Source organism: Treponema bryantii (assembly GCF_900113965.1).
In the GTDB taxonomy this organism is placed as follows: Bacteria; Spirochaetota; Spirochaetia; order Treponematales; family Treponemataceae; genus Treponema_D; species Treponema_D bryantii_A.
In genome coordinates this window covers 371,005-397,982 of the sequence record NZ_FORI01000002.1, presented here as the reverse complement: position 1 = coordinate 397,982, position 26,978 = coordinate 371,005, and the positions used below count along the sequence as shown (strand labels likewise).

Genomic DNA, 26,978 nt, shown 5'->3' with positions numbered 1-26,978 from the left:
GATCATCACGCCAGCTGACTGAGCTTCTCACGTATAAACTCTGACTTTTCCTTTAAGCCGATTTTTCCAAGTTTGATAAAAAGAACGTTCGGTAGTTTCTGATTAAGACGTACCGAGTTCGGATTGTCTTTAATTAGTTTGAGAATCTTATCAATTGAGATATTTGAAACCTGCTGGAACTCTACTGCTACTTCGCCCTGTCGTTCCTTAATAGATTTTATGCTGAGTTTGCGGCAGATAATGCGGATTTCGGCAAGGGCCAGAAGACTTGAAACTTCTTCTGGAATCGGGCCGAAACGGTCTGCGAGTTCTGCAAGTACTGCGTCGAATTCTGCATCGTCTGTAACGGCTGCAATCTTCTTGTAGATTTCCATTTTGATCTGCGGATTGATAATGTAAGTGTCCGGAATAAAGCCTGTGTATTCCATTTCCATAAGAACTTCGGTCTGTTCCTTGTAGTCCTTCTGGAGAGCCAGGCGGTTTACGGCTTCGTTCAAAAGACGAACGTACATATCAAAGCCGACAGAGTATACGTCGCCGCTCTGGTCACGGCCTAAGAGATTTCCGGCCCCGCGGATTTCCATATCTTTCATCGCAATTTTAAAGCCGCTTCCAAGCTCGGTAAAGTCGCTGATAACCTGCAAACGTTTCATTGCGACCTCGGAAAGTGCTTTGTTTTCCGGGTACAGAAGATATGCGTAAGCCTGACGGTCACTACGTCCAACACGGCCGCGCAGCTGGTAAAGCTGTGAAACACCGTACATGTCGGCACGGTCAATAATGATTGTATTTACGTTTGGAATATCAATTCCGTTTTCAATAATTGTAGTTGCAATGAGCACGTGGAAGCCGCCCATCTTAAAGCGATGGAAGATTTCTTCAAGCTGTGTGCTTGTCATCTGGCCGTGAGCTACATCTACGAGAACTTCAGGTACAAGAGTTTCTACCTTACGGCGTATTTCCTGCAAGGATTCAACACGGTTGTGTAAATAGAAGACCTGGCCGCCGCGCTCAATTTCGCGTCTGATCGCCTGAGTAATGCGGTCGTCGGTAAACTCGTCAACAACAGTTTCAATCGGCTGTCGGTTCTGAGGCGGTGTTGTTAAAAGACTCATATCACGGATTTTCAAAAGACTCATATGAAGAGTTCTTGGAATTGGCGTTGCAGACATTGTAAGACAGTCAATATTATTTTTCATAACCTTGAGCTTTTCCTTGTCCTTTACACCGAAGCGCTGCTCTTCATCAATAATCATAAGACCAAGTTTTTTGAAGCTTACGTCCTTCTGAATGATTCTGTGAGTTCCAACAAGAATATCAACTTCGCCTGCAGCAACCTTTGCGAGAATCTTTTTCTGTTCTGCTGGTGCAACAAAGCGTGAAAGGCGCTCAATCTTTACCGGGAAGTTCTTAAAACGGTTCTTACAGGTTTCGTAATGCTGTTCTGCAAGAATTGTTGTTGGTGCAAGGAAGGCAACCTGTTTACCGCCCATAACAGCCTTAAAAGCCGCACGCATGGCAATTTCAGTTTTTCCGTATCCAACATCACCACAAACAAGGCGGTCCATTGGAACCGGCTTTTCCATATCAGCTTTGATTTCTTCGGTTACGGTAATCTGGTCTGGTGTATCTTCATAAGGGAATGCGGCTTCAAAAGCTGCCTGCCATTCTGTTTCCTTAGGGAATGCAAAGCCAACTGAAGCCTGACGGCGTGAATACAAATCAATGAGCTTCTGTGCAATGTCTTCTACAGCCTGCTTTACTTTATTCTTTCGGCTTTCCCATGATTTACTTCCAATACGGTCAAGGCGCGGTTTATCGCCTTCATTACCAATATAGCGTTGAACAAGGTTTACCTGCTCAATCGGAACAAAGGCAATTTCGTTGTCGGCATATTCAAGTTTGATGTAATCGCGCTCGTTCCCCATTGCCTTTACGCGTTCAATTCCATGGAAAAGACCAATTCCCCAGTTTACGTGAACAATATAATCGCCCGGATTAAGTTCAACAAAGGTATCAATTGCCTTTGATTTAGCCTTATTTACAGACTTTGGAACGTACTGACGGCGTCCAAAAATTTCATTTTCCTGAATAACGAGGAGTTTTGCTTCCGGAAGACGGAAACCTGCAGATATTGCTTTTGGAATAAGAACTACCGGATGAATCGCTCCATCGTCCTGAATATCAACAAAATCCTTGAAAATTTCGTGAATTCTTAGCTGCTGGTTCTCATTATCAGTAAAGATGAAGATATTCCAGCCGGCATTCTGCAGTTCTGTAAGCTCCTCTTTCATAAAGTTGATGTTTCCAAAGAAGCTTCGTGCAGGTTCTGCAGAAATCTGATGTTTTATGACAGATTCTGTCTCCTCTGCCTTTTGTAGTGTTCTAAAAAGTATACACTTTGAGATATTTTCTAACAGTTTGCCATAATCAGAAAGCACCATATCAGGAGGTAGAACAGGATATTCCTCTCTTGATGTGCGGTAAAGCTTATTATACTCGCGGTTTATTGTAAGTCGTGCGTTTTCCTGTTTATCATAATTATAGAAAAGCACAAAGGTATTTTCATCAATATAGTCTAAAAGTGTGTGAGTTTTGTCGCTTACAAGCTGATAAAGGAACTCTTCTCCCTCGGCTTCTCCACTTACGCTAAGTCCTGTAAGAAGGTTTTTAAGATATTCCTGAGCACTCTCTGTGAGTGGAAGGTGTACGGAAAAATCACTTGGAGCACCCCCGCCAACACCGCCAGCGGCAAATTCTGCTGTTCCCGCCCCATCTTCTTTAATTGCTGTTGCCTGATACTCTTCCATGCGCTGTCGGGCTTTTTCAATGAGTTCTGGTGTCCAGAGCACTTCTTTTGTCGGATAAATCAGCAAATCCTTCTTTGAGCCAACTGTAGCCTGTGTATCTGCTTCAAATTCCTTAAAGGATTCAATTTCATCAAAATCAAAAATTACACGGCTGGCATGTTCATCGCACGGAAGGAAAATATCCAGAACTTCACCGCGAAGACTGAACTCACCGCGAACATTTACCTTAGGAACACGGGTATAGCCCATAGCGGCAAGCTTTTGAGCAATGTTTGTGGTATCGAGTTTATCACCCTTGTTGAGCTTAAAGGAAAGAGTTTTAAGATATTCTGGAGAAGGCAGCGGCGACATAAAGGCACGCTGGGTAAAAATGAAGATGCGTGGAGTTTCGTGGAACTGCACGGACGACTTTTTAGAAAGCAGTTTAGAAAGAACTCCGGCACGTTTACCAAAGGTTACAGAACCGCGGGCAGCAGGTCTGTAAGGAACAGTTCCCCAGTCCGGAAAAATATGAACTTCTGCTTCATCATAAACAGCGGCAAAATCACCTGCAATGTCACGGGCATCAGCTTCCGTAGGAACAACAATAATTAGGTCAGCAGAGAAAACTTTGTATGATGGAGAGCTTTTGCTTGAAGCGGAATACTGCGCTGCCTGTACTGCTTTTACGTGATTTGAGCGGCATACTTCTGCTGTAAAGAGACTAAAAAGGCTTCCGTGAAGCCCTTCAATATTCAGTGGAAAAGCTGTGTTTTCATCAAAAAATGCCTGGGCTGTGCTGCGTATTTCAGCCTGATTATGCAATATTTCGTCTATAGAAGTTAATGATTTCATTATTTATTCCGATTATAATATAGTAAAAGAAAAAATCTTTTAAATGGAGAAATACGTTGAAAATCCGTAAACTGCTTTCAATTATATCAGTTCTTTTTGTTTTTGGACAGATGGCAATTTTTGCTGATGATGCTGCCGTGCCAGACTATTCTAATGCTTCTGTGTCCATCAAATATTACAACCGTACTGTCTACTATCCTGGCAATGAAGATGAGGCTCCGATTTTTGTTCACATCACAATCAAGAACAATGGATCTGATACCCTTCGTTTTAAGCTGGCTGACGACCGTTCGTTCAGCATGGACTTCAACGCTTACACTGTAAAAAATAGCCGTCTTGAACAGACAGATAATATCATTGAAAAGCGTACAACAAATCAGACTGTATACTTCCGTGAAATTGCTCTTGAACAGGGTGAAGAATATTCTTTCGTTGAAAATGTAAAGAGCTTTATAAAAGTTGAAGAACCTTCAGTTTATTATCTTGAACTCTTCTTCTATCCGGAACTTTACAAATCAAAATATCTTACTCTTAAATCTAACAGACTTACTCTTGAAGTTCGCCCTTCTCCATCTGCAGCTTCTTCAAACTTTGTAGCAGTAAAGAATGAAACAGTAGAACTTCTTAAGCCAATGGATATTTCTCCAGACAAGGTTGTTGAGCAGACAATTATTGCACGTCAGAAATCACTTTGGGATCAGTACTTCCTGTATATGGATGTTGAATCTTTGATTCAGAGAAATCCAAGCCTTAAGAAAAAGTACATCACAGTTTCTGCAGAAGAACGTTCAAGAATGCTTCAGTCTTTCAAGGGAGATTTGATGCAGGCTCGCATTGAAAATGATATCGTTGCAGTGCCAGAAAGTTTCCAGATTGAAAAGACAACTTATTCTCCAACTGAAGGAAGCGTTACTGTAATTGAATGGTTTAAGTATCCAAACTTCAGCGAAAAGAAACGCTATACTTATAAAGTAAGACAGCATGAAGGAATCTGGAAGATTTATGATTACACAGTTGTAAATCTTGGAACAGAATAATGAAAGCACTCCTTATATCAGACAGAAAAGAAATAATAGATTTTGTAGCTCCTCTGCTTAAACAAAAAGGCTTTGATTTAATTCATTACAGATGGATTATCAAAGCTTTGGATAATATCGAAGAAATTCAGCCTGATGTAATTGTCCTCAGTTCAATTGAATACCCTCGCCACTGGAAAACTCTTGCAGGCTTTGTACAGAGCGGAATCGGTGGCAATGATGTAAAAATGTATCTTTATGATACTGAACCTCTTTCACAGGAAGATTCAAAGAAGGCTACTGATTTGGGGATTCTTTCTTTTGAAGATTCTTTTAATGCTCCTGAGCCTGTTGATGTTCAGCTTGCTATTAATAATCAGGATGGAAAAATTAAACTGTTCAATGCAAAATTTGATGCAGACAAAAACTGTGTTCAGTTTAATTTCGAAGATAATGATTTTAAAAATGGTTTGATGAAATATGTGAGTATGTTTGATGGAAAAAATGTGTCAGCATTTTCAGCAGATTTCAGCAAGGTAGATGAACATAATGCCTACCTTATTATAAAAGATTATTATGAAAAAAAGATCTAAGTCAAAAGAAGCAAAATTTTTCTGTGAGAGCTGCGGCTCAGAAGTACCTCGTAATTCCAAAACCTGCCCTACCTGCGGCAAGTTCTTCGCGTCTGTAAGATGTCCTCAGTGCGGAAGAATCGGAACAAATGAAGATTTTAAGAACGGCTGTCCAACCTGCGGTTATGCAGTAAATCCAGATACAGAACTCGGCCACGGAAGCTACGGAATTGCCGGCGTGAACGGCCGAAACAATAAAGGCAAAAACAGATACGGTGCCCGCGGTCTTTTAGGTCTTTCAGGCTCAAGAAGCGGAAGCTCTGGAACCGGTGGTTATGTAGAATCGAGTCTCCCTTGGTGGGTTTATCTTGTTTGTTTATTGATCCTTGCAGTTCTTGTGGCCGGATTATACAGCTGTTTGTAATCTTGACTAAGACCCTCGATTTCATTAATATTAAATAACATTTTTAGCCCGGGTGGCGGAATTGGTAGACGCGCTTGGTTCAGGTCCAAGTGTCCTTACGGTCATAGGAGTTCAAGTCTCCTCTCGGGTATTCAAAAGAGATTTTAGTTGCAGAAAACAAAAGGTTTTCTGCATTTTTTTTGTCTGAATTGTATAACTGGTCGCCGATTACTGGATAGCCTGCCCAGGCTAGATGGCAGCGAACCTGATGGCGGTAACCTTCTGTAATTTCGCAAGTTGCAATGGCACGGGTATCTGAGAGCTTTTGTATTTCGATTTTTGTAGTATAAAGTTTTTTCTTACCGAGTTTTGAAAGGGCTGCTTTTCCTGAATTTTCGGTAACAGGGCGAACTTCTTTTCTTCCCTCTCCGTATGGACGGAAATATGAACTTACTTCCGGAAGAACTGGAATGTCTGCCGGGAAGCCTCCGAGGAGTTTTGCGTTGTCTGGAAGAATATTACATTCTGCAGTGTATGTTTTTATAAAACGGCCTTCTGCCTGTTCTGTCATGATGAAATCATAACATTCCTGAGTAGCCGCAATAACCATCAGTCCATCAGTTGCCGTGTCGAGGCGGTGCAGCAGCCCGTACTCAATTGGCTTTTTGCCGCAAACTGTTTTAATTTCCGGAAACATGGCAACGGCCTGTGACAGCGCGTTCTCAGAATCTTCGGCGGTAAGAGGTGCAGACGGCAGACCTTTTGGCTTATAGATTACGAGGAAAGGTTTATCTTCTGTTGGTTCTTTTATAATTTCAATCATTATAAAATTACCTTAGGAAACATCTTTTTGAGTTTCTTTTCGATTTCGATAAAACGTGAAGGCGTTGGAGTTCGGAAAATTTTATAATCACCTTCGCCTGGTAATTTTATTTTTAACTGGACAGAATGAAGCATAAGAGTTGCATTAGGAAATTTTGAGTCAGGCTTGTTGTATATGCTGTCTCCAAGAATCGGGCAGCCAAGGTGTTTCATATGTACGCGAATCTGATGTGTACGGCCAGTCTTAAGTCGTACACGAATCAGGGAGTAATTTCCGTAGCAGGCAATGCAGTGGTACAAAGTGCGTGCAAACTTGCCTTCCTCTGTGTCTGTAACTGCCTTAAAGCGGTGACGGTTTTTCGGATCGCGGATAATCTGTGTGCGTATGTCTCCGTCGCGTGCCGGCGGTCTTCCACAACAGATGCAGATGTATTCTTTCTGAAGAGATTTATCTTTAAACTGTTTCTGCAAAAACTCTTCGCTGTCGCGGTTCTTTGCAGTGATGATGATTCCAGAAGTTTCTTTATCAAGACGGTGAACAATGCCCGGGCGGCGGCGTTCAAGAATTTCTGAGGCACTTCCCTCTTTGAGCTGTTCTACAGACTGGCGCCCCCAGTGATACAAAAGAGCATTTACAAGTGTTCCTGTCCAGTTTCCGCAGGCCGGATGTGTTACCATTCCCTGTGCCTTATTTACAACCGTAACGTTATCATCCTCATAAAGGATTTCAAGCGGAATATTTTCAGGATCAATGTTGTCTGGAATGTTGTCTTCCCACTGAATGTCTATCTGATCTCCGGCTTTTACTTTCTGAGAGAGTTTTACTTTTTTGCCGTTTACAAGAATTTCAGTTACACCGCTTTTAAGCTTTGAACGGTTCATTCCGTTTGGAAGAGAAGCAATGAATTTATCGAGGCGCTGCTGTTCAGGAAAATCCTGAGGAACCTTTGCACTGAAAAACGGCATTATTCTGTAATCTCCTGAATCTCGGAATCACTGCCTTCAGCAGAATCTTCACCTTGGCCCGGTAGCGGAATCACTGACGCATCTTCATCTTCTGAAATTGGAATTACCGCAATATCATCATAATTAACCTGAACCTTGCGTTTTTTAGAAGAGCGTTTGATTATCTGAACAACTAAATCTGTAAGACCAATGCCAACGCAGATTCCAACTGAAGTTAGGATTATTCCTTTCTGTTCTTCCTGTGTGTAGGATGAAGCAGAAAAGATATCGGGCTTATAGGCAGAATCAAAATCGTTTCTGGCATATCTGTAAGTTGAATAAGCAAGAGAAGTATCGAGAGTTACAAAAGGAAGCGCGCCGATTGTAATGATTTCAAAACGGCGGATATCCTTGAGAGTCTGAGGAAACTCCTTGTCGTCATAAGGCTTTGGCGTAGTATCTTCTGCTGCAAACAGTGGAAGTGCAGAATTAAAAAGAAGAGCGAGAATCAGGATTTTAGCAGCAAAGCGTTTTTTCATTATTTTGAATAATCCCTTTCTCCAAAGATTGCAGTTCCAACTCTAACGAGTGTTGAGCCCTCTTCTATTGCCATTTCAAAATCACCGGACATTCCCATTGAAAGTTCTGTGAGTGAGAGTTCTTTGTATTTGTCCTGAAGTTTGATTGAAAGTTCACGAAGCGAAATAAAAGATTTTCTAACAAGCACTTCATCATCTGTAAAAGGTGCCATTGTCATAAAGCCCTTTGGAACTATGTGCGGAAAGTTTCCCTTGATACATGCTTCAATAGATTCTTCAAGATCTTTTTCATTTGTATAACCGGATTTAGATTCTTCTCCGGTGTGGATTTCAAAAAGAATATCGATTGTGCGGTTGAGTTTTGCACACTGTTTTTCAATTTCTTTAAGAAGGTCTAAACGGTCTACAGACTGAATGCATGAAGCAAACTCAACAGCCTTTTTTACCTTGTTAGACTGAAGCTGGCCAATCATATGTACACAGAGTTCAGGATGCTGTTCAATAAGCGGCGGAAATTTTTCTGAAGCTTCCTGCACACGGTTTTCACCGAATAAAAGCTGGCCTGCATCAAAGGCTTCTACAACAGCCTGAGCCGGATGAAACTTACTAACGGCCATTAGTTTAACTGAGCCGGGTGTACGTCCGGATTTCTTTTCAGCAGTTTCAATTCTGCTTCTGATTGCTTCGAGGTTTTCTTTTATGCTCTGGTTTGTGTTCATTTTTCACCTTCAATAACATCAGAAAGTTTGAGAAGCTCTGGAAGAGTCAGGACTTCTGCTCGTTTCATAATATCAATGCCGGCCTTTTCAAGACAGCTTACTGCAAGGTCGTTGTTCTTTAAGAACTGAGAAAGATTATTGCGTACTGTTTTACGGCGTGAGCTGAAAAGTGCTCTCTGCATTTTTACAAACAATGCAGGATTTTTACAGCAAGGGAAATCAGATTTTTTAGTAAATACTACAGCACGAGATTCTACATTTGGCTTTGGCCAGAAGTTTCCGCCGGCTAAATCCAGAAGAGGCTTTACATCATAAGCCCACTGACAGAGTGCTGAGAAAGAAGAATAATCTGCAGTTCCAGGATTAGCACTCATTCGCTGAGCAACTTCCTTTTGAACTGTAAATACACAGCGGTCAAAGCGAACGTTGTTTTCGATTGTATCTGCAATAATTGTAGCGGCAATATTGTAAGGAAGATTTCCAAAGAAGCGGTCTGGCTGGCCGTCTTTTTCAAACTGCCCTTTCCAGGTTTTCATTACATCGCCTTCTGTAAGATGGAAAGTTCCTTTTGCTGAGTATTCTTCAAAAAACTGACTGATGAGAGAAGCAAAGCCACGGTCAATTTCAAAAACTGTAAGATTGGCTCCGCGTTCAAGAATTGTATTTGTCATCGCTCCTAGGCCAGGGCCTACTTCCCATACCTTCATTCCCTCTGTGAGTTCAAGGGCATCTACAAGGCGGTTTCTTGCATCTTCGTTAATAAGAAAATTCTGTCCGAATTTTTTCTGCATTGAAAAACCGTTTATGTCGAGAACCTGTTTTAGTTCGGCAGGTGAATTGTAATCAGGATGCTTCAAGGTATACTCCAGTTTGGTACGAGTGAAAAAATATTCACAATATATTTAATGACAGTATACTGCAAATTGATAAAAATTCCACTAGGTTTAGAAAGGATTGGAAAGATAAGGCTAAGGATGATAAGGAGAAGACCGCTGTAAATAAAAACTGTTACAAACGGAGAAACTACGGTGGCTGAAATAATTCCTATTGGGCTGAAGGAGCCGAACTGTTTAAGCGAAATTGGAGCAGTAAAAGTTTGAGCACCGGTGGCTGCAGACAAAGAGCCTGCAACAGTACGCGGAGTGAGTTTTGAATAAAAACGGTTGAAAAAGCTGCTTGTAAAAAGGATGCCTGCAAGCGCTCCATACGACAAAATAAAAGCTGCGTTATGAATATCTTGAGGACACAGTGCACTCTGCAATAAAAAAGAAAAACACAAAATTGAAAGCATATCTGGTTTTTGTGCTCCGGCAATGGTGGCCGCAATTGTAAGCAGTGCACAAATAAAAGCACGTACCAAAGACGGCGAAAAGCCTGCAAACCACACAAAGCCGAATAGCGCTGTAATGCGAAGAATGAAGGTAAGCTTACGAACACCTGTTCGGCTTCCAAAAAACAGTGCAATGGCAGAGAACATTGAAAGGTGCATTCCCGAAAGAGCTAATATGTGGGATAGGCCGGCGCGGCGGAAAGCTTCTGAGGTGGCGGCTTCGGTGTATTCGCGGGCCCCGCAGAGGAGCGCCAGGAGGAGGCCGCCTCCACTGCCCCAGCTGTACATTAGCCTTTTGAAGTGAAGGCGGCAGAGGGCGCGGAAATGGCTGAGGCGGCCCCGCCACGACGAGGGCCAGTATGAGGCGGCGCATTTGTGGATGTAGAAGATATTATTTGTGAGCCGGCCGCGGAAGGTATAATGACCGCCTGTTTCAAATAATAGAGTCTGTGTTGTATCTCCGTGACCTGTCCGCTTGTAGTGGCTTTGAGAGAAAAGTTTTCCCGGAGAGTAAGCCTCGGCAAGTTCGGAGGGAATCATTACCTTAAGCCTTCCTGTGGCGCTTGAAGAAAAACCGCGGGCGTCTGCGGCAGAGTCCAGCGAGAACGTTGCAGAGTAATATGAGCCGTTTCCGATTTTAGAAGGTGACGATATGAGTTTTCCTGAAATCTCAGTAATCTCATTAGTTTTTAAAAGAGAACGTACGGCCGTTCTGTCTGGAATACAGAACAGCCCTGAATAGAAAATAAAAATGCAGATTAGTGATGCAAGGAATACAGGTTTCTTAAAATAGTTTAGTGAACTGTCTATTGCCATCTGAGTCCTGACAGTGCTTCTCTGGCAGCAGTCAGAACCGATTCCTCATAATTAAGATAAGTCACAGCAAGCAGTGAGTCGAACGCATCTTTGTTGCCTATAGCACCTAAAGTATTGATTACTGCCAGCGCAATTTCGGAAGATACAGGACTTCCATTTTCTGTGCGGGCATTCAATTCTTCAAGATAACTGATAAGCGGAGCAACAGCATCAAGAGGCGCAAGATTTCTGAGCGAAGTAATTACAGTCTTTAACTGCTCTTCATTCATATTCTTTTTCTCGTACAATTTCTTTGAAAGATCAAAATATGAAAGTGCAACATTAGAAGCACGAGTCCAGTAATTTTCACTGAGAATATTCAAGGCAGAAAGCTGAACCTTAATATTGTCCTGTGAAGTTCCCGAAGAATTGTCTACTAATAATATAGACTCACTTAACACATTTTCGGAAATCTCACAGAGATTTTTTTTGGAAATTTGTGTATTTTTCTGAACTAAATCAAAAATCGAAACAATCTTCTTAAAATCAGCACCCTTAATCAGACCGATAACTTCATCCATTGCATTTGGAATAAGTGCAATTGTTGTTTTTTCAATTTCTTTTTTGTAGCCTGAATAAGCAGAATCATTTAAGAAGCCGTAAAGAATCTTAAACGATTCTTCATTTCCAATTGATTCAAGAGCTGCAATACAAGCTTTGAAAACTCCGCTGTCTGCAGATTTTACATCAGTTGTTTTAAGATAACTGTTAAAGAGTGCTGTAAAAGAAGCTGTAGCAACGCTGTCTTTAAGAGCTGTAATTCTTGAGATTACTGCAATCTGAACTGTACTGCTTTTATTGAACTCTGTAAAAAGAGAAATAAAATTATCTGTAAGTTTCTGCTTCTGTGAATCGCTGTATCTTTTTACTGTGTCTGGAGAATATGAAAGAATTGCAGCTACAGCAAGACCATCAAGCTCTCTGTCGTTTCCAAGAAGCTGTTTGTTTTCAAGACAGAAAGCAACTGCCTGATCAGAAATCCATTCTGCTTCCCCTGCTTCGGCTTCGCGAACTGCAGAAGTTTTATCAGCGATATTTCCCTTAATAAACTTAATCTTGCTTGTCTGCGCAGCTGCCGACGCAACGGCAAAAATTGTTAATATAAAAACAATTAATGATTTTTTCATTCTGATAGCTTTCATCCTGTTATCCTCTAAACTAAAAAACATTGATTTCATCAGCCTGATTAGGAATGTCATCTCCAGATTTTGCAGGAGAAGCATCCACAGAACCAGCGGCTGCAGTATTTTCTTCCTTAACCTGATTTGCAGCTGCTTCAACTTCTTCTGCTATTGCAGAGTCTACCTTTGGTGTATCCTCTGACTGAGTTTCTTCCTGTGATGTAATCTGCTCGGCCTTTTCATCATCCTCTGTCTGTTCAAGCGCTTCAAGAACTTCCTTCTCGTTTTCTGGCATCATGTTGTAAACGAACTTGAGTACTTCATTGCGCATTGAAGTTTCAATATGAGTACATTCAAAATGAAGAAGAGATTGATTCTGCTCTTCATTGAATTCAACTGTACGTACAACTCCAACCATAAGAATCAGTTTATTATGCACATTGAACTGGAGTTTGATTTTAACATTCTGAACACCTTTACCACCAATTCTGATGAGTGCTCCGGCTTCAGAGATGTCCTCTATTAAACAACGGAAACCGTTCTGGGTTTCAATTGCATTGATATCAACCTTATCTTTTTTGATAATATAAAGCATTCCGTAAATCTGACACTTTACGCGAACAGCCTTTCTTTTCTGTGTGCGCACAAGGTTAGACGAATGCTTAAGGAACAATGAAGATTTTCCAAGAAAGAGTCCACTCTGAGTTACTGTTGTATCAAAAACATAACGGGCATCTCCCTTTCTCCAAAGGTAAACGCTGATTACTTTACCAACCCAGTCTTCTCCTGTATACGGAATAAGATTTTTCTGACGTGGAACATTGATTACAAGAAAGTTTCCGTTACCAACAATTTCAGAGGTAAATACACCTTTTCCCGGTAAAATAATTCTGAGGGTCTGTCCTTTATCGAGGGAATGAGTTGTTGTCATTCCTTTTTTGTCATCTGCTTCGTTCTGGATTTTTGTTCTGTAGTTAAAAAGCTTTGTCATTAAAAGCTGATTTTTAGGATTGTTGTCTGAACTTGTAACATTTGAGATTTGAGTCATGCAGCTTGTGAGTGCTGGAAGTGAATAAAAGAGAGCGGTTGGCTGTTCGAGATTACATAATTCTGCTGCATTCCAGAGCATTGCAATTTCTGTAAATGCAAAGCCTGCATCGAGGCCTGTGATAAAAAAATTTATTCTTTGTTTGAATGCCGTATATACTGCACCCATTATTGCAAGAATAACTATTAAAATAATTATAAATGTTACAGTGTACACAATTCCCTCTTTTTTATTATAATACAATTATATCACATTAGCATGAAAAAGCATACTTTATTATCGGATATAGCAGTTTTTTTGCTTATTTTTTCTTTGTTCATAATTCCTCCGTTTTTTGCTGAAATGATCTCGGCATCAAAGCCTTTGTTTGTAAGCTGGGGCTTTCCCTTTTATAAAATTGCCATTGCTTTGCTTGGCAGTATGCTTTTGTATTTTTATTATGAAAATAATAACGGAGAGAATTCTGTTCCTACCGTATGGCAGAAGTTAAATGTGTTCCCGGTCTTATTCACCTTTGGAATGCTTTTTGCAATTTCCTTACTGAGCAGATTTTTATCTGAGCTTGCAGGTTCTGATTCAGTTTTTTCTGATCATGCAACTTCAGAGTTTATTGTAAAACCTCAGGGCGCTCTCGAATGGTTCTTCTGTCTTTTGTATTTTCTCTGTGCTGCTTTTTTTGAAGAAGTGATTTACCGTTTTTATTTTATTGATGAGCTGTATCTTCTGGTAACAAGAAAAAAAGAATGGCGGTTCAGCAAAATTCTTTGCGAGCTTTTAGGGCTTGTTTGTTTTGCATTTGCTCACCGCTACATGGGCTGGATACCTGTATTGAATGCTGCCCTCGCCCATATTGTACTCAGACTTTGTTATAAAAAGTCAGGCAGGCTCTGGCCGTGTGTAACTTCACATTTTGTTTATAATGTAATCTCTTTGATTTTGTTGTAAGTCCAGCTGCTGATTGTTGAATAGGAATTATAAATCTGCCAGCCTTCTGAATCATAATAAACAGTTTCAACCAGATAAGTTTCTCCTGAATCAAAAGGCTTAATATTCATTTTTATCGAAGTCTTATCTCCGTTTTCAATTTCAAGCTTAAGTGTAATTAGTGTATCTTTGATGTCCAGTATCTGATCGTTTGTTGGTAGTCCGCCATGTCTGAGGTCTAGAAGTTTATTTGTCTCTGCTGAGTTGCCGTCAAGTTTATTCAGAGTTTTATGATTAGTCTCATCTGTAAAAGTAACTGCAATTGACTGTATGTCTGTGTTTAAAACCTGTCGTGAAATTATAAATGGTTCTGTCCAGTTTTGAACTGAGGTTGTAAGATAGGTGTCCAGAGAAGAATCAATTTCATAAACCTGAGTATTTTCACCGGTCATCATATAGCGTGAACTGAGAGAAAAATCCTGGTTACCAAAAATCAGTTCGCGGAAGGTGCTGTCGTCGCAGGTATATCTGATATGAAATTCTGTACCGTTTGTGAGTCCGAGTGAGCTGTTTTTATTGATTTTGTCTGATATTTTATACAAGTTACGAATCTTTGTTAGTTCTTCCAGAAGATTATTGATTCTTTCCTGTGATGCAGGAAGATCAATTCGCAGTTGAAGCGGCCCGTTTTGAGATTCGGTTATTCTGGCAACAGTCCAGAAATCACCTTCATTTGTAAGTTTTATACTTCCACTTGCATCCTGCAAAAGGATTTCTTTTATGCTTTCTTTGTATTTCTGATTTACAAGAGCAGTTTTTACCTTTTCTCTTTTGTCTGCTGAAGAGCAGCTTTTTGTAAAAGACAGAAAATATGTGATTGTGAGAATTGCTGCAACAGCGATGAGTATTTTTGAATTTTTGTTGATTTTTGCACTATTTTTGTCTTTTAACATTCAAAATCACCCCAATAGCGATGAGTAAAAGCGGTAAAATGATAAACAGGATTATAAAGGTAATAAGTCTCAAGGTATTAAACTGAACAATATCCGTAACCTTATAAAGGCTTGTGTCACGGCTTGTTCGGCTTTGAAGAGCAGCTAGTTCTTCTTCTCCATTGAGCTTTAATAAACAGTTTGTAAGGAACTCAAAGTTTCTGTAGTCTCCGGAATCACTACCGATATAGCCATTCATCAGAGTGCTTACAAAATACTGGTCTGGAATTACAATGATGTGAGAGTTCTCCGAGCCCCCCGCATTATACAGCCCTTCCAGAGCTCCCCTAATCTCAACTCCAAGAACCTGAGTACTATAAGCAGAAGCCGCCCCATTACTACTTTCTTTCAAAAGGAATGGATTGGTTTCGAAAAGCTTTTCAGGGCTTGCCTTATCTTCATCAATCAAATAAGCGTATGGAGAACTCAGTAAATATGGACTAGCCTTTTCGTCCTGTAATTCCAAAGCTGTTGCCCAGAACAAAGTCATTCCAAGCGGTGCATTCTGCTGAGACATAAGGCTTGGCCACAAGGGGTAATTCAAAAGCTGAGTTTGATTATTGTCGTCTGCATACATTGTAATTCGTGCGCTTGAAACATCACCCACTATCTGAGGCAAGAAACGTACTCCCCAGTTTTCAACCATTTCAACTACATTAGTTCGAGGAGCCTGAGTGATGTACCAGGTATTTTCAATATCAGCAACGTAAGGACTCAGGGCAAGAAGCGCCCCGCCCTTGTTCTGTAAAATATAATTTTCAATTGCAACTGCTGCATCAATTTTTATTTCACTGTCGCCAAGTAAAAGAAGCGGGCCTGTAGTTCCAGAAAGCAGGTCGTTAAAGGCCGGGTCTTCAATATAAATCGGATTACAGATAAAGCCCTGAGACTGAAGCCATGGCATAACGTAACTGTAATCTTCTGAAAGGCTCATACCGTTTCCCACAACAATATTCACATTGCGTACAGTTCCGGAAAGCAGATGTTTGAGTCTTCCGTCCAGATCATATTCAAGAGTATTTGCGGCCATTGTAAAACCAATGGTCTCTGCATTGCCGTCCATCTCAATAACAATTGCAGAATACACTGTAAGGTACTCTGTAGAAGTTCCAGAAACGGTTCTAAGCTGCTGGCTTGCAATTCCGTAGTTTTCAAGCATAGATCTAACAGAAGCATCTTTGTCCGGGTCTTTAATAATCAGATTTACCTTGCTGCTCTGTGCTGCATATTCCGTAAGGAAGTCTGCAACGTCTCTAATCTGAGGATAAAGCTTTGCAATTGAAGAGGAACGGTAATAAGTAATTTTTACAGGGCTTTCAACTCTGCTTAAAAGACTCTTTGTGTATTTAGAAATTGAATAGGTTTTGTTTTTAGAAAAATCAATTCTTGTGTACCAGCGGTTTGCATTAAGCATAACAAGCAGGCAGATTACAGGAAGAAGTATATGACGCAGTTTGAGATTCTTATTAAAACGTCTTCCCTTTTTAATCTGCACAACAGAATCACTTAAAAAGATAAAAAGTCCTGTGCAGCCTGCAAGCCACAGAATATCCCTTGTATCAAAGAGTCCTTTTCCCGCAGCATCAAAATGCCATGCAAAACTTAAAAGACGGAAGAAAGAAACAAGAATGCCCGGAAGCTGTACATAAAGTGCAAACAGATGGGCTGTATTGAAAATCACAAGAACAAGTGCGCTAATAATATAGCTTGTAATTTTATTTGAGATTGCTGTCTGAATAAAAACGCACAGTGCAATTACTGCAGCTCCGTAAAATATGAGGCAGATAAAACTTGTGAAAATCTGTCCACAGTCTGTTGAACCAAAAAGGTTTACAAGAAAAACTGCCGGCAGGAGAAGTACAAGCTGAATACAAAACAAAATCAGTCGTGTAAGGAAAACTGCAGCCTGTCTTTGAAGTTCTGTGAGCGGAATAAAATCATCATAAACTGAAAAACTCTGTTTATAGCAAAGAGACGGAATTGCGATTATGCAGATGTAAGGCACCGCAGAAAAGAACAAAACTAAATCTGTTGTACCGCTTCCGGTAAAGAACTGTCCGCGTATAAAATAATTGATTGCCGCAATTACCGGAAACAGAATTGAAAGAATTATAAAGGACGGAGACTTAATACTGTTTATAAGATTTCTTTTCAAAAAGCTCTTCATCTTCTATTCTCCGTTTGACTGAGTAAGCTTTATGAAGGCTTCTTCGAGTGTTTTTGTGCCGGCTGATTTTGAAATCTCTTCTTCTGTGCCACTTGCAGTAATGTTACCGTTACTCATTATATAAATATCTGAACACAGGGAACGTACTTCCTGCAGAATATGTGTAGACATCAGAACAGCCTTTGTTTGTGCAAGGCGCTGAATGAGTTCTCTCATCTGTATAATCTGTGCAGGGTCAAGACCGCTTATAGGTTCATCAAGAATAAGATTCGGCGGATTATGGATGATAGCCTGCGCAAAGCTTACCCTCTGCTTCTGACCTTTGGAAAGAGTTCTAATCTTTTTGCTTAGAAATTTTTCGAGGTTACATTCTTTGATTACCCGAGTACAGGCTTCTTCAATTTTATCTTTTGGAATTGCGTGTGTTTCTGCTGCATAACGCAGAAAATCACTTACATACATATCCTTTGGTAAAAGAGGAATTTCTGGAACGTAACCAAGGTATTTCATGCAGAGTTCTGGATTATCATCTGTTGTAAAACGGGTTCTGTCTGGCGCGGTTATTGTAATGCTTCCTTTTGTTGGAAAATGAAAGCCACAGACAGCCTTTATAAGTGTGGTTTTTCCTGAGCCGTTTGGGCCTAAGAGTCCTGTGATTTCTCCGTCTTTAATTGTGAGGGAAACGTCTTTTACTGCGAAACCGTTGTTTTTATTATAGCTTTTTGAAAAACCTTTCAGTTCAATCATATTAGAACTCAGTCAATATACGGAATATCAATCTGCATTCGGTCGCGGGAAAGCTCTGTCTGTGGCCATACTTCCTGTGCTTCCTCCAGGAGTTTCTGGAGTTCTCTGTCTGTATAGCGCGGACTGTAATGAATCATACACATACGGCGCACATTTGCTTCTTTTGCAATTGTTGCAGCCTGAACTGCAGTCATATGCTTTTTTTCTTTAGCCTGATCTTCGAGCTCTTTTTCAAACATACCTTCACAGATAAGAAGATCTGAGCCGCGAACCTCATCAATAATAGAAGGCTTGAAAAGCGTATCGGTTACAAAAGAAAACTTACGTCCACTGCGTTTTTTTCCAACAACCTCTTCAGACTTTACAACACGTCCGTCTGGAGTTGTTACTTCAAAGCCCTGCTGAAGCTGAGACCAAAGTGGTCCACAAGGAACGCCAAGCTCACGTGCCTTATCAGGATAGAACTCGCCCGGGCGATCCATTTCTTCAAGTGTATAGCCTACGCAGGTTTTTGTGTGCTCAAGCGGAAAGGCGCGGATGTAAAAATCTTTTCCAGAGTGGACAATGCACGGCGCGGTGATTTCCTTTACTACAATCGGATAGTTAATATACATATCCAGAACCCGGCGGCTTGTTTCGATATATTCTTTGATTTTTGGAGGACCGTAAATATAAAGCGGTTCTGTGCGGTCTACCTGAGAAGAAAGCATAAGTATTCCAGGAAGGCCTGTAACATGGTCAGCATGTGTGTGAGAAACAAAAATTGCGTCGATTTTTTTCCATTTGAGATTCAGCCTCTTAAGGCTTACCTGAGTTCCTTCGCCGCCATCAAAAAGGAAAAGATTTCCTTCGCGCCTCAAAAGAACTGAAGTCAAATGTCTATATGGTAAAGGCTGCATTCCCCCGCAGCCCAGAATAAAAGCTTCCATGTTCATGCGGCTATAATATCAGAAAATAAGGAAAAATAAAACAGGTGGCCTTAATTTTGCTCTTCTACATGGTTATACATCTTCAATACTGCCTTAACCTTATCAAGGGAAGCTACAAAGACTTCTACACACTTTGGATCAAACTGAGTGCCGTTTCCTTCCTCAATAATTTCGATGGACTTTTCAAGTGAGAAAGCAGGCTTGTAGACACGTGGAGAGGAAAGCGCATCAAAAACATCTGCAACAGACATAATACGTGCAGAAAGCGGAATCTCTTCGCCGGAAAGTTTTTCCGGATAGCCTTTACCGTCCCAGCGTTCGTGATGGTAGGCTGCCATGTTGCGTGCTTCTTTAAGATAGTGCTCACCTTCTACAGTACTGATTACGCTGTCCATAATCTGCTTACCGGCTGTAGTATGAGTTTTCATAATCTCATATTCTTCATCAGTAAGCTTGCCAGGTTTATTGAGTACACTGTCTGGAATTTTGATTTTTCCAACATCATGGAGAGGAGCCGAACGTACTACATCAGACATGAATTTTGAAGTAATTGTTTCTGCGTAGTATCCTTTTTTCCTGAGTCCTTCCACAATGATTTTGACATAGGCGGCAGTTTTCTGAACGTGAGCACCGGTATCTGAGTCACGGTTTTCAACAAAGTCTGCCATTACCATAATCAGACCATCCTGCATCTTAGCAGTTTCATTAGAAAGCTGTCTGATACTTCGTGTCTGTGCTACCTGGTTTTCGGTCATTCGGCAGATAGATTTAAACAGCTTCTCAACTTCATCACCCGTATGAATATCAACTTCTTTGAGTTCTTTTACGTACTTATCAAGCTTTGTCTGCGAGCCTTTTGCATTCTCAAAATTATCAACATGAGTAGTAATGGCTTTAATCGGATAAACGAGATTATAATCACTAAGCCATACTGAGAACGTACACATTAAAAGGAAGAAGCCTAGGAATACGGCAATAACTTCAACAAGGAAGCTTCGTTCATCTGCCTGCAGTTTTTTAATATTTACATCTGCAACTGCATAACAGACACATTCTCCTTCTGAATTAAAAATTGGCTTAACAGCCGTAAGCAGATTTCCCCTGTCATCATTTGATATGATTGGTTCAATTTCCATACCGGAAAGAAGCTTTGGTATAAACGGTGCAAAGCCTTTATCAAATGGAATCAGAGTGCCAATTTTTTCTGCAACCGATAAATTAGTTTCTACCTCAAAAACTACCTGAAAGCCCTTAAAGAAAACTTTATGAATGTGCAGATTTGAGATTTCTGGAGAACTTGTGAGAATATCCTTTAGAAGTTTCTTGGTCTGCTTATAGTCATCTGTAGTGCCGTTAGTTGCAAGATATTCTTCAATCTTATCACCATCTATAATTTTTGCTGCAAGAGAAGCTGTTCCCATGGCAAGCCTTTTATGGTCATTCATTATGGATTTGTGATAAATATAAAGACTGATATTCGTTCCCGCTAAGGCCACAATTGAAAAGGCAAATATAAGTGCAAGAAGAGTTTTCATTCGCACAGAAATAACGCGGACTTTTGTCTGGTCTTTAGTCTTTAATTCTTCGTTATGAAAAGGCTTTTGAAGCCACATACAGAAGCTTGCATATTTATAAAAACGTTCAGGTAGAAAGTGAATTGTGGTTTCAACAAGATAAACTGTAATTATTTTATCCGGCAGGTCCATAATAATGCTTGCAAAAAAATGTGCAAAAAACAGATTATTAAGACCTGAATTATAAAGAATGGTTCCAAGCTGCTCGCTGTCAAAACTTATGCCTTCCATAAACCATGGAATAAGGGCACCAACCCCTCCACCAATTAAAGAATATGATAAAATACTAACTACAATTTTATGCCATTTTCTTTTAAAATTATGATTAGCTATAATGGTTGCAATTACGGCAATGATTACATTTAATACGCCGTAATAAAGTGATGCAGGATCATCAAAGCTTTTAATAATATTTGTAAAAAAGCCTACTGCTACACCAGGGAGAAAGCCACCGATTGAGGCAATTATAATTGTTCCAACAGTATCAAGATAAAGAGGAAGTTCAAGATAGTTTACAAGTTTGAATAATATGATGTTAAGATAAAGTGCTGTGCTACAGATAAAAAGTGCAGATAGGTTCTGATTTTTGCGTAGAAAGTCTAACACCGGTCTATGTTTCATCGGCCACTCCATCATAAAATTACTAGCGACTTTTAAATAATACAGACTTTTAAATAGATTTAGACTTTATCTTAGCATTCTATATTTTGTTTTTTACTTATGCAATAGATATTTTTAATTTCTTCATATACTTATTATACCAGATCACATTTGCAATAAACGTAAGAATCCAGCTGATAGGATATGAAATGAAGATTGTCTGTGGTGTATGGAACTGAGGAATAAGGAATATCGTGAACAGCCATATAATTCGGAAGATGCAGGCCCCGAGGAGCGAAGAAATTACCGGCATAAGTGAGTGGCCGATTCCGCGGATGGAATTTGCCATTCCGTCCATCATTCCGCACAGGAAGTATGTTGTAAAGATAATCCAGAGACGGATCATGCCGGCATCAATTACTTCAGGATTTTTAGAGAAGATTCCAAGAAGCTGTCTTCCAAAGAGAAGAAACAGTGCACCAAGGACTCCGCCAATCACAATAATAGAAGCCTGAGAAATCCATACAACCTTACTGATTCTGTCTTTTTTACCGGCACCAAGGTTCTGTGAACAGAAGGTCAAAGAGCCCTGTGAAAAGCCGTTCATTGCAGTATAGATAAAGGCTTCAAGGTTAATTGCAGCAGAGTTTCCGGCAATTATGATTGCACCAAAAGTATTTACAGAAGACTGAATGATTACATTTGAGAAACTGAACATAATTCCCTGAAAGCCTGCAGGGAGACCGATTTTTACAATCTGAATAAAAATCATGCGGTTGATTTTGAGTTTACGCAGGTTCAAATGAAAATCATCTGGTTCTTTTATCAAAAGAATGATTACAAGGATTGCTGCAAGAATCTGAGAAATTACAGTTGCAAGCCCTACTCCAGCTACATCCATTTTTAATGGGATAACAAAAACAAGGTTCAAAATGAAGTTTAAGATTCCGGCACCAAAAAGAATATAAAGCGGACGTTTTGTGTCGCCCTTGGCGCGGAGAATCGCACTTCCAAAGTTATAGACCATTGTTGCTGTAATTCCACCAAAGTAGATTCGCAGGTAAATGGCTGCAAGATTCAATACTTCTTCTGGAGACTGCATAAAGGTAAGAATTGGCTTTGCTCCAATCACACCAACAACAGTAAGAATAAGTCCGCTGATTACAGAAACAAGCATTGCGGTGTGAATTGTGTCTGTAAGTTCGTTTTTCTTTTTTGCTCCGAAATAGTTTGCAACTACGACATTTGTACCTACTGAGAGGCCCATAAAAAGATTAATCAAAAGATTTACAAGAGAACCTGTTGAGCCTACTGCTGCCAGTGAGTTGTCTCCTGCAAAACGGCCTACTACAACTACATCTGCAGCATTAAAAAAGAGCTGTAAAACGCTTGAGGCAATTAATGGAATAGAGAATTTGAGGAGCTTTCCGAAAATCGGGCCCTCTGTCATATCAATTTGATTTGTGCGGTTCATTAGAATATATCCAGCATATCTTTAAAGAAATGATTTTCGATTTTAGCCTTGTTGAGGAACTCTCCTACAGAGTCGTATTTCTGCTTATCTGCAATGTCCCCAAAGATAATCCATTTACGTCCGTCATGAGATTTATCGTAAGTAATGGTATAAGTTTTGCCCTTGTATATGAAATCATGGATTGTCTCAGTTTCTACAAGAAAAAGAAAATCATCTTTAGTCATTGCGGGTATTTTAATGAATATGATATAATTAATCTATGTCAAAAATCAAAGAAGTTTCAGATAAAATCAAAGAAGAAGTATGTCAGGTTTTCAAGGGAAACACTGATGTTGTTGATATGGTACTTGCCTGCCTTTTTGCCGGCGGTCACGTACTTCTTGAAGATGTTCCGGGTACAGGTAAAACAGTTCTCGCTAAATCGGTTGCTAAGGCTTCCGGCCTTGAGTTTTCCCGCATTCAGTGTACGCCAGATCTTATGCCTTCGGACGTAACAGGTAGTTCTGTTTGGCTTCCAGATTCAAAGAGTTTTGAATTCCGTGCCGGACCTGTTATGGCAAGCATTGTTCTTGTAGATGAATTAAATCGTGCTACTCCTAGAACTCAGTCCGCACTTTTGGAATGTATGGCCGAAGGTCAGGTAAGCGTGGATGGTGTTCGCCACTCTCTGGATAAACCATTCTTTGTTTTAGCTACAGAAAACCCTGTTGAATCAGAAGGTACCTTCCCTCTGCCAGAAGCTCAGAAAGACCGTTTTATGATGACTCTTTCTATGGGCTATCCTAGTGATGTTGAAGAAGCTCAGATTATTACTGCTCAGAGAAGTCTTGTACATCCTGTAGAAAATGTAAAAGCTGTTGTTTCTAAAAAAGATATTCTTGAAGCAATGGAAGAAGCTGTTGAAGTTCATGTTGATGATGCAGTTCTTGCCTATCTTATTGCGCTTGCAAAAGCTTCCCGTGAAGATATGCGCATTGCCGCTGGTGTTTCACCTCGTGGTTCAATTGCTTTGTATAAGGCTTGTCAGGCATATGCTGCTGTAAACGGACGTACTTTTGTTACACCAGAAGACGTAAAATTACTTGCCCTTCCTGTTTTCAGAAAGCGAATTATTCTTACAAGTGATTCTCTGCTTAAAGGATATGATGCAGACAAAATCATCAGAGATATTATACTTCAGGTTCCAATTCCTGCATTCAAAGCACATGTCTAGTATATGATTGAAGTAAATCCTCTTGTATATATTGCTTCTGCATTAAGTTTAATCTTTTTCCTCTTAGCTCCGTATAAGCTTTTACAGTTTGTATGTCTTTCAGTGCTTTTTGTATTTTTGATTTCATTTTTGTATGCACTGGTATTGAGCCGTACAATTAAAATTGAGCGCGATACAGATAAGATTAAACTGGCGTGTAAGGAAAAATCAGATATCTCTTTTATCTTAAAAAATTATTCTCCGCTTACGGCGCATATTCTTTATTTTTTTGATGATATCCCTTTCTTTTATATCTACAATCAGAACAATAAAGGAATTACTTCACTACGCCCTCATGAGCTTAAGCATGTAAGCTACACGGTTTCTTCGCAGGACCGCGGGCTTTTTCATGGCGGGCCTGTAAGAATTAGAACCAGTGATCCTCTGGGGCTTTTTCTGATTAATGTTGAGATTCCTTCTCCTATTGAAATTACGGTAAGACCTGCAAGAATCAAACTCATCACAAATGAAATACCGGGCTTTCCTCAGGGACATCTAAAAATCAATAATCCCTGCTATGAAGATATTACAATGCGCCGTTCTATCCGCGAGTATCAGAATGGTGATGAACAAAAGCGTATAAACTGGCGTGCCAGTGCTAAGTTTGATTCACTGTATACAAATCAGTATGAAGATTCTTTTGATGCGCCTTTCTTTGTTTTTCTAAATCTTGCAGAAGAAGATTATGATTTACATAACCGCCGCTACTATTCGGAAAAAGCAATTGAGATTGCGGCAAGCATTGTTGAAAAATCGCGTGTGCTTCGTCAGCGCTGTGGTTTTGCAGCTTACGGCTCAGATTTTCCATATCTGCCGCCAAGACAGAATCAGGCAGACTGCATTCTGGATATTCTTTCGGTTATTCAGATGGAAGGCGGAAAACTGGAATATGACCCGGTAAAGAAATTTACAAATCAGCTGCCTGCGGGAACTTTGCTTTTTGTAATTGGTCCTAGAGAAGTTGAATCTTATTTTGCAAAGGTTGAGGCAAATAAGGAAAATATAAACACAGAAAATACAGGAATGATGAAAAAGTATGGAAAATCGGTTTAGCAGACTTTTTGAAAGAATATTAGTTTTCTCAACAATAGTGTCATTAATGCTTACTGTAACTTCTATATTTTCTACAGTAATCAATAACTACGAAGTTGACCGGGTTCTCATAGACTGGTTTTCATACCTGATTATCATCGCTTCTGGAATAATTTTTACTATTGTGCTGCAGATTTTTACCCTCGAAAAAATCAAGCCTGCAATGCATATTGTTTTCATTGTTTTTTATCTTTTGATTTTGCTTGTTGTCTGTTATTTTACTGGCAAAACAAATGCACCTTATGTACTGCTTGTTCTTACAGCAATTCAGTATTTTTTACAGGCCGGAATCAATGAGCTCTTTATTTTCCACGACAAGTTTACCGCAGACTGTGAAACCTTTGAAGGAAAAGAACTTGAACAGCATCTTTTTCACAACAATCTTTCAGCAATAGATTTAACTGAAAAAATAAAAGGACAGCAGGCAATTATGTTTGCACTGTCTGTGGTAATGTTTATTGTTCTTGTATTCGGAAAGCTTTCAGAAGGTCATTTTACACCGCTTACAACAGTGCTTGTTGCCATCTTTTATATTAGCGTGCTTTTCTGCTGCTTTATGCTAAGTATTTTTAAGAATGATATTTTTTATGCCTTCCTTGGTTTTAAAAACTATATCAGCCACGGCAAAAAGCTAGTAGGCGCGGTTTTACTGATTGCTGCAGTTTCGGGGGGCGCGGCTGCTGTTATTTCTTCTGATACTCCGCTAATCAAAATCAAATATGTTGAAGAGTACAAGGAATCAAAAGAAAAAAAGCCTCAGATTATGTCAGAAATGAATTATCTGAATCTTCCAGATTTTGAGCCTGTAAATGATGATTTCTATGGCAAAGAATCAAAGCCTTCATGGATTATTGATTTGATTTTTGAGCTGATTAAATACGCCGCAATTATTGCTTTGATTGGTGGTGCATTATACTTTTTTATCAAACCGTTTTTTACAAGACATTTCAGAGTATTCTGGAGCGAAGGCCGTCTTTTCAAATTCCTTCGCGAATTATGGCATGATTTTATAGATTTTCTTAAATACATCTTTGCTAAGAGCCCTGATTTATCAAATAAGTATTCCACTGTTCAGAGTAAGAAATTCCACGACACAATGATGGATTTTTTGAAAAAGACAAAGCGAAGTAAAGAAAAGATTGAAGAAATTGACCGTCTCACAAAACACTTTATGCGTTTAATAGATTTCGGTCAGTCGCAAGGCATTAAGTATACCCAGACACTGGCTCCTGCAGAATACACTGCTCTTTTCAAAATGTCTGCCGCAAATAAAGCAGGCCTTCTTTTTGAGAAGGCCCTGTACGATAAAAATACTCTTTCATCCGAAGAAGAAAAAGAGTTTATAGATAATGTAAACCGCGTTATTTCTGAGTATCAAGGAAATCAAGAATAAGGTTATTGGTTTCAATGTTATTGAATGTAACACTTGGCCATGCATGGTGACCATCTTTTACAAGAAGATGCCATACCTGCTTCTTTGATTTATCTCCTGTGTACTTTGTAAGTGTTGAACCATAACCAATTTTCTGTACTTCAGGGGCGTCAAAATTTAGCCTGTTAGAAGTTGCATAGTATTCCATTACATCTTCAATTGCCGGGTCGTAGGCATATTTAGCAGTGCCATTACTGATTTTTGGAACAGCATCGTCTTTTTCACCGGAAATCTGGAAAAAACTTACCTTGGTTTTTGATTTACGGCTTTTCCATACAGTTTTACTCATATCACCGGCTACACAGATACCGCCTGCAAAAGTTCCTTTTCCTTCAACAACAAGTCTGTGTGTCATAAAGCCGCCGTTACTGAAGCCTGCAACATACATTCGTTTTTTATCAAAATGAAATTCTTTTTGAATTGATTTTGCGAGTGCACATATAGCCTTTACATCATCATTTTTATCGGCTCCTGCCCCTGCGCTCCAGCCGGCATCTGTACTGGTAAGGTAAATTACTGCGTAGCCGCGGGCATTTGCTTCCTGTTCAAAATGTGTGTCAGCCTTAAAGTTTTCTGCAGAGCTTCCATAACCGTGGAGCATAAATACAACCGGCGCTCCCTGAAAATGCTGTGGCAGATTAACAATATATTGATAATTCGTGGTTTCTTTACAGCTTATAAAAAGTGTTGAAAGTACAATGAGAAATAAATACTGTAAATACGGGTGTTTTTTCATACTCTGCTCCAAATAAGGTTTTGAAATATTATAGCATGATTATCA

23 protein-coding genes, 1 tRNA gene and 1 pseudogene are annotated in these 26,978 nt (G+C 39.8%); 8 read left to right on the top strand and 17 right to left on the bottom strand.

The features are described from left to right. Positions 1 to 5 precede the first annotated feature (5 nt). Positions 6 to 3,644 carry a transcription-repair coupling factor gene (gene mfd / locus BM161_RS04480; RefSeq protein ID WP_074930742.1) on the bottom strand — a complete coding sequence of 1,213 codons (3,639 nt, stop codon included), beginning with the start codon at positions 3,642 to 3,644 and terminating at the stop codon, positions 6 to 8. A 56-nt stretch (positions 3,645 to 3,700) separates the two neighbouring features. Here mfd and BM161_RS04475 point away from each other — a divergent pair, with 56 nt between their 5' ends. The 4 genes from BM161_RS04475 (at position 3,701) to BM161_RS04460 (ending at position 5,786) form a co-directional block, all read left to right on the top strand. Next, positions 3,701 to 4,681 (top strand): hypothetical protein, encoded by a 981-nt coding sequence (locus BM161_RS04475; RefSeq protein ID WP_074930740.1) that lies wholly within the window; start codon positions 3,701 to 3,703, stop codon positions 4,679 to 4,681. Beyond that, on the top strand, positions 4,681 to 5,253 hold the full coding sequence (locus tag BM161_RS04470) for a response regulator (protein ID WP_074930738.1): 573 nt from the start codon (positions 4,681 to 4,683) through the stop codon (positions 5,251 to 5,253). Before BM161_RS04475 ends, BM161_RS04470 begins: the two co-directional genes overlap by 1 nt. Continuing rightward, complete coding sequence (locus tag BM161_RS04465; RefSeq protein ID WP_074930737.1) at positions 5,237 to 5,656, top strand: double zinc ribbon domain-containing protein; 420 nt, start codon at positions 5,237 to 5,239, stop codon at positions 5,654 to 5,656. Before BM161_RS04470 ends, BM161_RS04465 begins: the two co-directional genes overlap by 17 nt. Before the next feature lie 46 nt (positions 5,657 to 5,702). Next, positions 5,703 to 5,786: transfer RNA gene (locus BM161_RS04460), tRNA-Leu, on the top strand. A 108-nt stretch (positions 5,787 to 5,894) separates the two neighbouring features. Here BM161_RS04460 and BM161_RS14540 read toward each other — a convergent pair. The 8 genes and pseudogenes from BM161_RS14540 to BM161_RS04420 form a co-directional block, all read right to left on the bottom strand. Next, positions 5,895 to 6,458: pseudogene (locus BM161_RS14540) on the bottom strand (pseudouridine synthase); the annotation flags it as partial. Then, entirely contained in the window at positions 6,458 to 7,423 is a 966-nt protein-coding gene (locus BM161_RS04450; protein WP_074930734.1) for an RluA family pseudouridine synthase, read from the bottom strand. The pseudogene BM161_RS14540 and the gene BM161_RS04450, both read right to left, overlap by 1 nt. Further along, positions 7,423 to 7,941: a hypothetical protein gene (locus BM161_RS04445; protein WP_074930732.1), complete on the bottom strand. Its 519-nt coding sequence runs from the start codon at positions 7,939 to 7,941 to the stop codon at positions 7,423 to 7,425. Before BM161_RS04445 ends, BM161_RS04450 begins: the two co-directional genes overlap by 1 nt. Continuing rightward, positions 7,941 to 8,660, bottom strand: a complete 720-nt coding sequence (locus BM161_RS04440) for a YggS family pyridoxal phosphate-dependent enzyme (protein ID WP_083425669.1) — start codon at positions 8,658 to 8,660, stop codon at positions 7,941 to 7,943. Before BM161_RS04440 ends, BM161_RS04445 begins: the two co-directional genes overlap by 1 nt. Continuing rightward, positions 8,657 to 9,517, bottom strand: a complete 861-nt coding sequence (gene rsmA / locus BM161_RS04435; RefSeq protein WP_074930730.1) for a 16S rRNA (adenine(1518)-N(6)/adenine(1519)-N(6))-dimethyltransferase RsmA — start codon at positions 9,515 to 9,517, stop codon at positions 8,657 to 8,659. Before rsmA ends, BM161_RS04440 begins: the two co-directional genes overlap by 4 nt. Next, positions 9,514 to 10,806: a ComEC/Rec2 family competence protein gene (locus BM161_RS04430; RefSeq protein WP_074930729.1), complete on the bottom strand. Its 1,293-nt coding sequence runs from the start codon at positions 10,804 to 10,806 to the stop codon at positions 9,514 to 9,516. Before BM161_RS04430 ends, rsmA begins: the two co-directional genes overlap by 4 nt. Continuing rightward, positions 10,797 to 11,972, bottom strand: a complete 1,176-nt coding sequence (locus tag BM161_RS04425; protein ID WP_143090497.1) for a hypothetical protein — start codon at positions 11,970 to 11,972, stop codon at positions 10,797 to 10,799. Before BM161_RS04425 ends, BM161_RS04430 begins: the two co-directional genes overlap by 10 nt. A gap of 31 nt (positions 11,973 to 12,003) precedes the next feature. Continuing rightward, entirely contained in the window at positions 12,004 to 13,230 is a 1,227-nt protein-coding gene (locus BM161_RS04420; protein ID WP_074930727.1) for a flagellar brake protein, read from the bottom strand. Positions 13,231 to 13,356: 126 nt separating this feature from the next. On the opposite strand from BM161_RS04420, the gene BM161_RS04415 reads away from it, so the two are divergent. Then, positions 13,357 to 13,959: a CPBP family intramembrane glutamic endopeptidase gene (locus tag BM161_RS04415; RefSeq protein ID WP_177206204.1), complete on the top strand. Its 603-nt coding sequence runs from the start codon at positions 13,357 to 13,359 to the stop codon at positions 13,957 to 13,959. On the opposite strand, the gene BM161_RS04410 is transcribed toward BM161_RS04415, so the two are convergent. The 7 genes from BM161_RS04410 to BM161_RS04380 form a co-directional block, all read right to left on the bottom strand. Continuing rightward, positions 13,929 to 14,891, bottom strand: a complete 963-nt coding sequence (locus BM161_RS04410) for a DUF4340 domain-containing protein (RefSeq protein ID WP_074930725.1) — start codon at positions 14,889 to 14,891, stop codon at positions 13,929 to 13,931. The genes BM161_RS04415 and BM161_RS04410 overlap by 31 nt on opposite strands. Beyond that, entirely contained in the window at positions 14,872 to 17,097 is a 2,226-nt protein-coding gene (locus BM161_RS04405) for a GldG family protein (RefSeq protein ID WP_074930724.1), read from the bottom strand. The genes BM161_RS04410 and BM161_RS04405 overlap by 20 nt, the downstream gene beginning before the upstream one ends. A 3-nt stretch (positions 17,098 to 17,100) precedes the next feature. Continuing rightward, a complete protein-coding gene (locus BM161_RS04400; RefSeq protein WP_074930723.1) occupies positions 17,101 to 17,844 on the bottom strand; it encodes an ABC transporter ATP-binding protein in 744 nt (247 codons plus the stop codon). Positions 17,845 to 17,852: 8 nt separating this feature from the next. After that, entirely contained in the window at positions 17,853 to 18,779 is a 927-nt protein-coding gene (locus BM161_RS04395; protein WP_074930722.1) for a ribonuclease Z, read from the bottom strand. A gap of 44 nt (positions 18,780 to 18,823) precedes the next feature. Further along, the gene (locus BM161_RS04390) at positions 18,824 to 20,968 is read right to left on the bottom strand and encodes an HD-GYP domain-containing protein (protein ID WP_074930721.1); all 2,145 of its coding nucleotides are present in this window, start codon (positions 20,966 to 20,968) and stop codon (positions 18,824 to 18,826) included. A 97-nt stretch (positions 20,969 to 21,065) separates the two neighbouring features. Further along, positions 21,066 to 22,421 carry an MATE family efflux transporter gene (locus BM161_RS04385; RefSeq protein WP_074930720.1) on the bottom strand — a complete coding sequence of 452 codons (1,356 nt, stop codon included), beginning with the start codon at positions 22,419 to 22,421 and terminating at the stop codon, positions 21,066 to 21,068. Then, complete coding sequence (locus BM161_RS04380) at positions 22,421 to 22,645, bottom strand: hypothetical protein (protein WP_074930719.1); 225 nt, start codon at positions 22,643 to 22,645, stop codon at positions 22,421 to 22,423. The genes BM161_RS04385 and BM161_RS04380 overlap by 1 nt, the downstream gene beginning before the upstream one ends. 35 nt (positions 22,646 to 22,680) lie before the next feature. Between BM161_RS04380 and BM161_RS04375 the strand changes: the two genes are divergently transcribed. The 3 genes from BM161_RS04375 to BM161_RS04365 are packed head-to-tail and all read left to right on the top strand — an operon-like array spanning position 22,681 to position 26,158. Then, positions 22,681 to 23,634: an AAA family ATPase gene (locus BM161_RS04375; RefSeq protein WP_074930718.1), complete on the top strand. Its 954-nt coding sequence runs from the start codon at positions 22,681 to 22,683 to the stop codon at positions 23,632 to 23,634. A 3-nt stretch (positions 23,635 to 23,637) separates the two neighbouring features. Beyond that, positions 23,638 to 24,726, top strand: a complete 1,089-nt coding sequence (locus tag BM161_RS04370) for a DUF58 domain-containing protein (protein ID WP_074930717.1) — start codon at positions 23,638 to 23,640, stop codon at positions 24,724 to 24,726. Then, positions 24,710 to 26,158, top strand: coding sequence for a hypothetical protein (locus BM161_RS04365; protein WP_143090496.1), 1,449 nt, complete (start codon positions 24,710 to 24,712; stop codon positions 26,156 to 26,158). The genes BM161_RS04370 and BM161_RS04365 overlap by 17 nt, the downstream gene beginning before the upstream one ends. Here the strand turns inward: BM161_RS04365 and BM161_RS04360 are convergent. After that, on the bottom strand, positions 26,127 to 26,933 hold the full coding sequence (locus tag BM161_RS04360) for a CE1 family esterase (protein ID WP_074930715.1): 807 nt from the start codon (positions 26,931 to 26,933) through the stop codon (positions 26,127 to 26,129). The genes BM161_RS04365 and BM161_RS04360 overlap by 32 nt on opposite strands. Positions 26,934 to 26,978 lie beyond the last annotated feature (45 nt).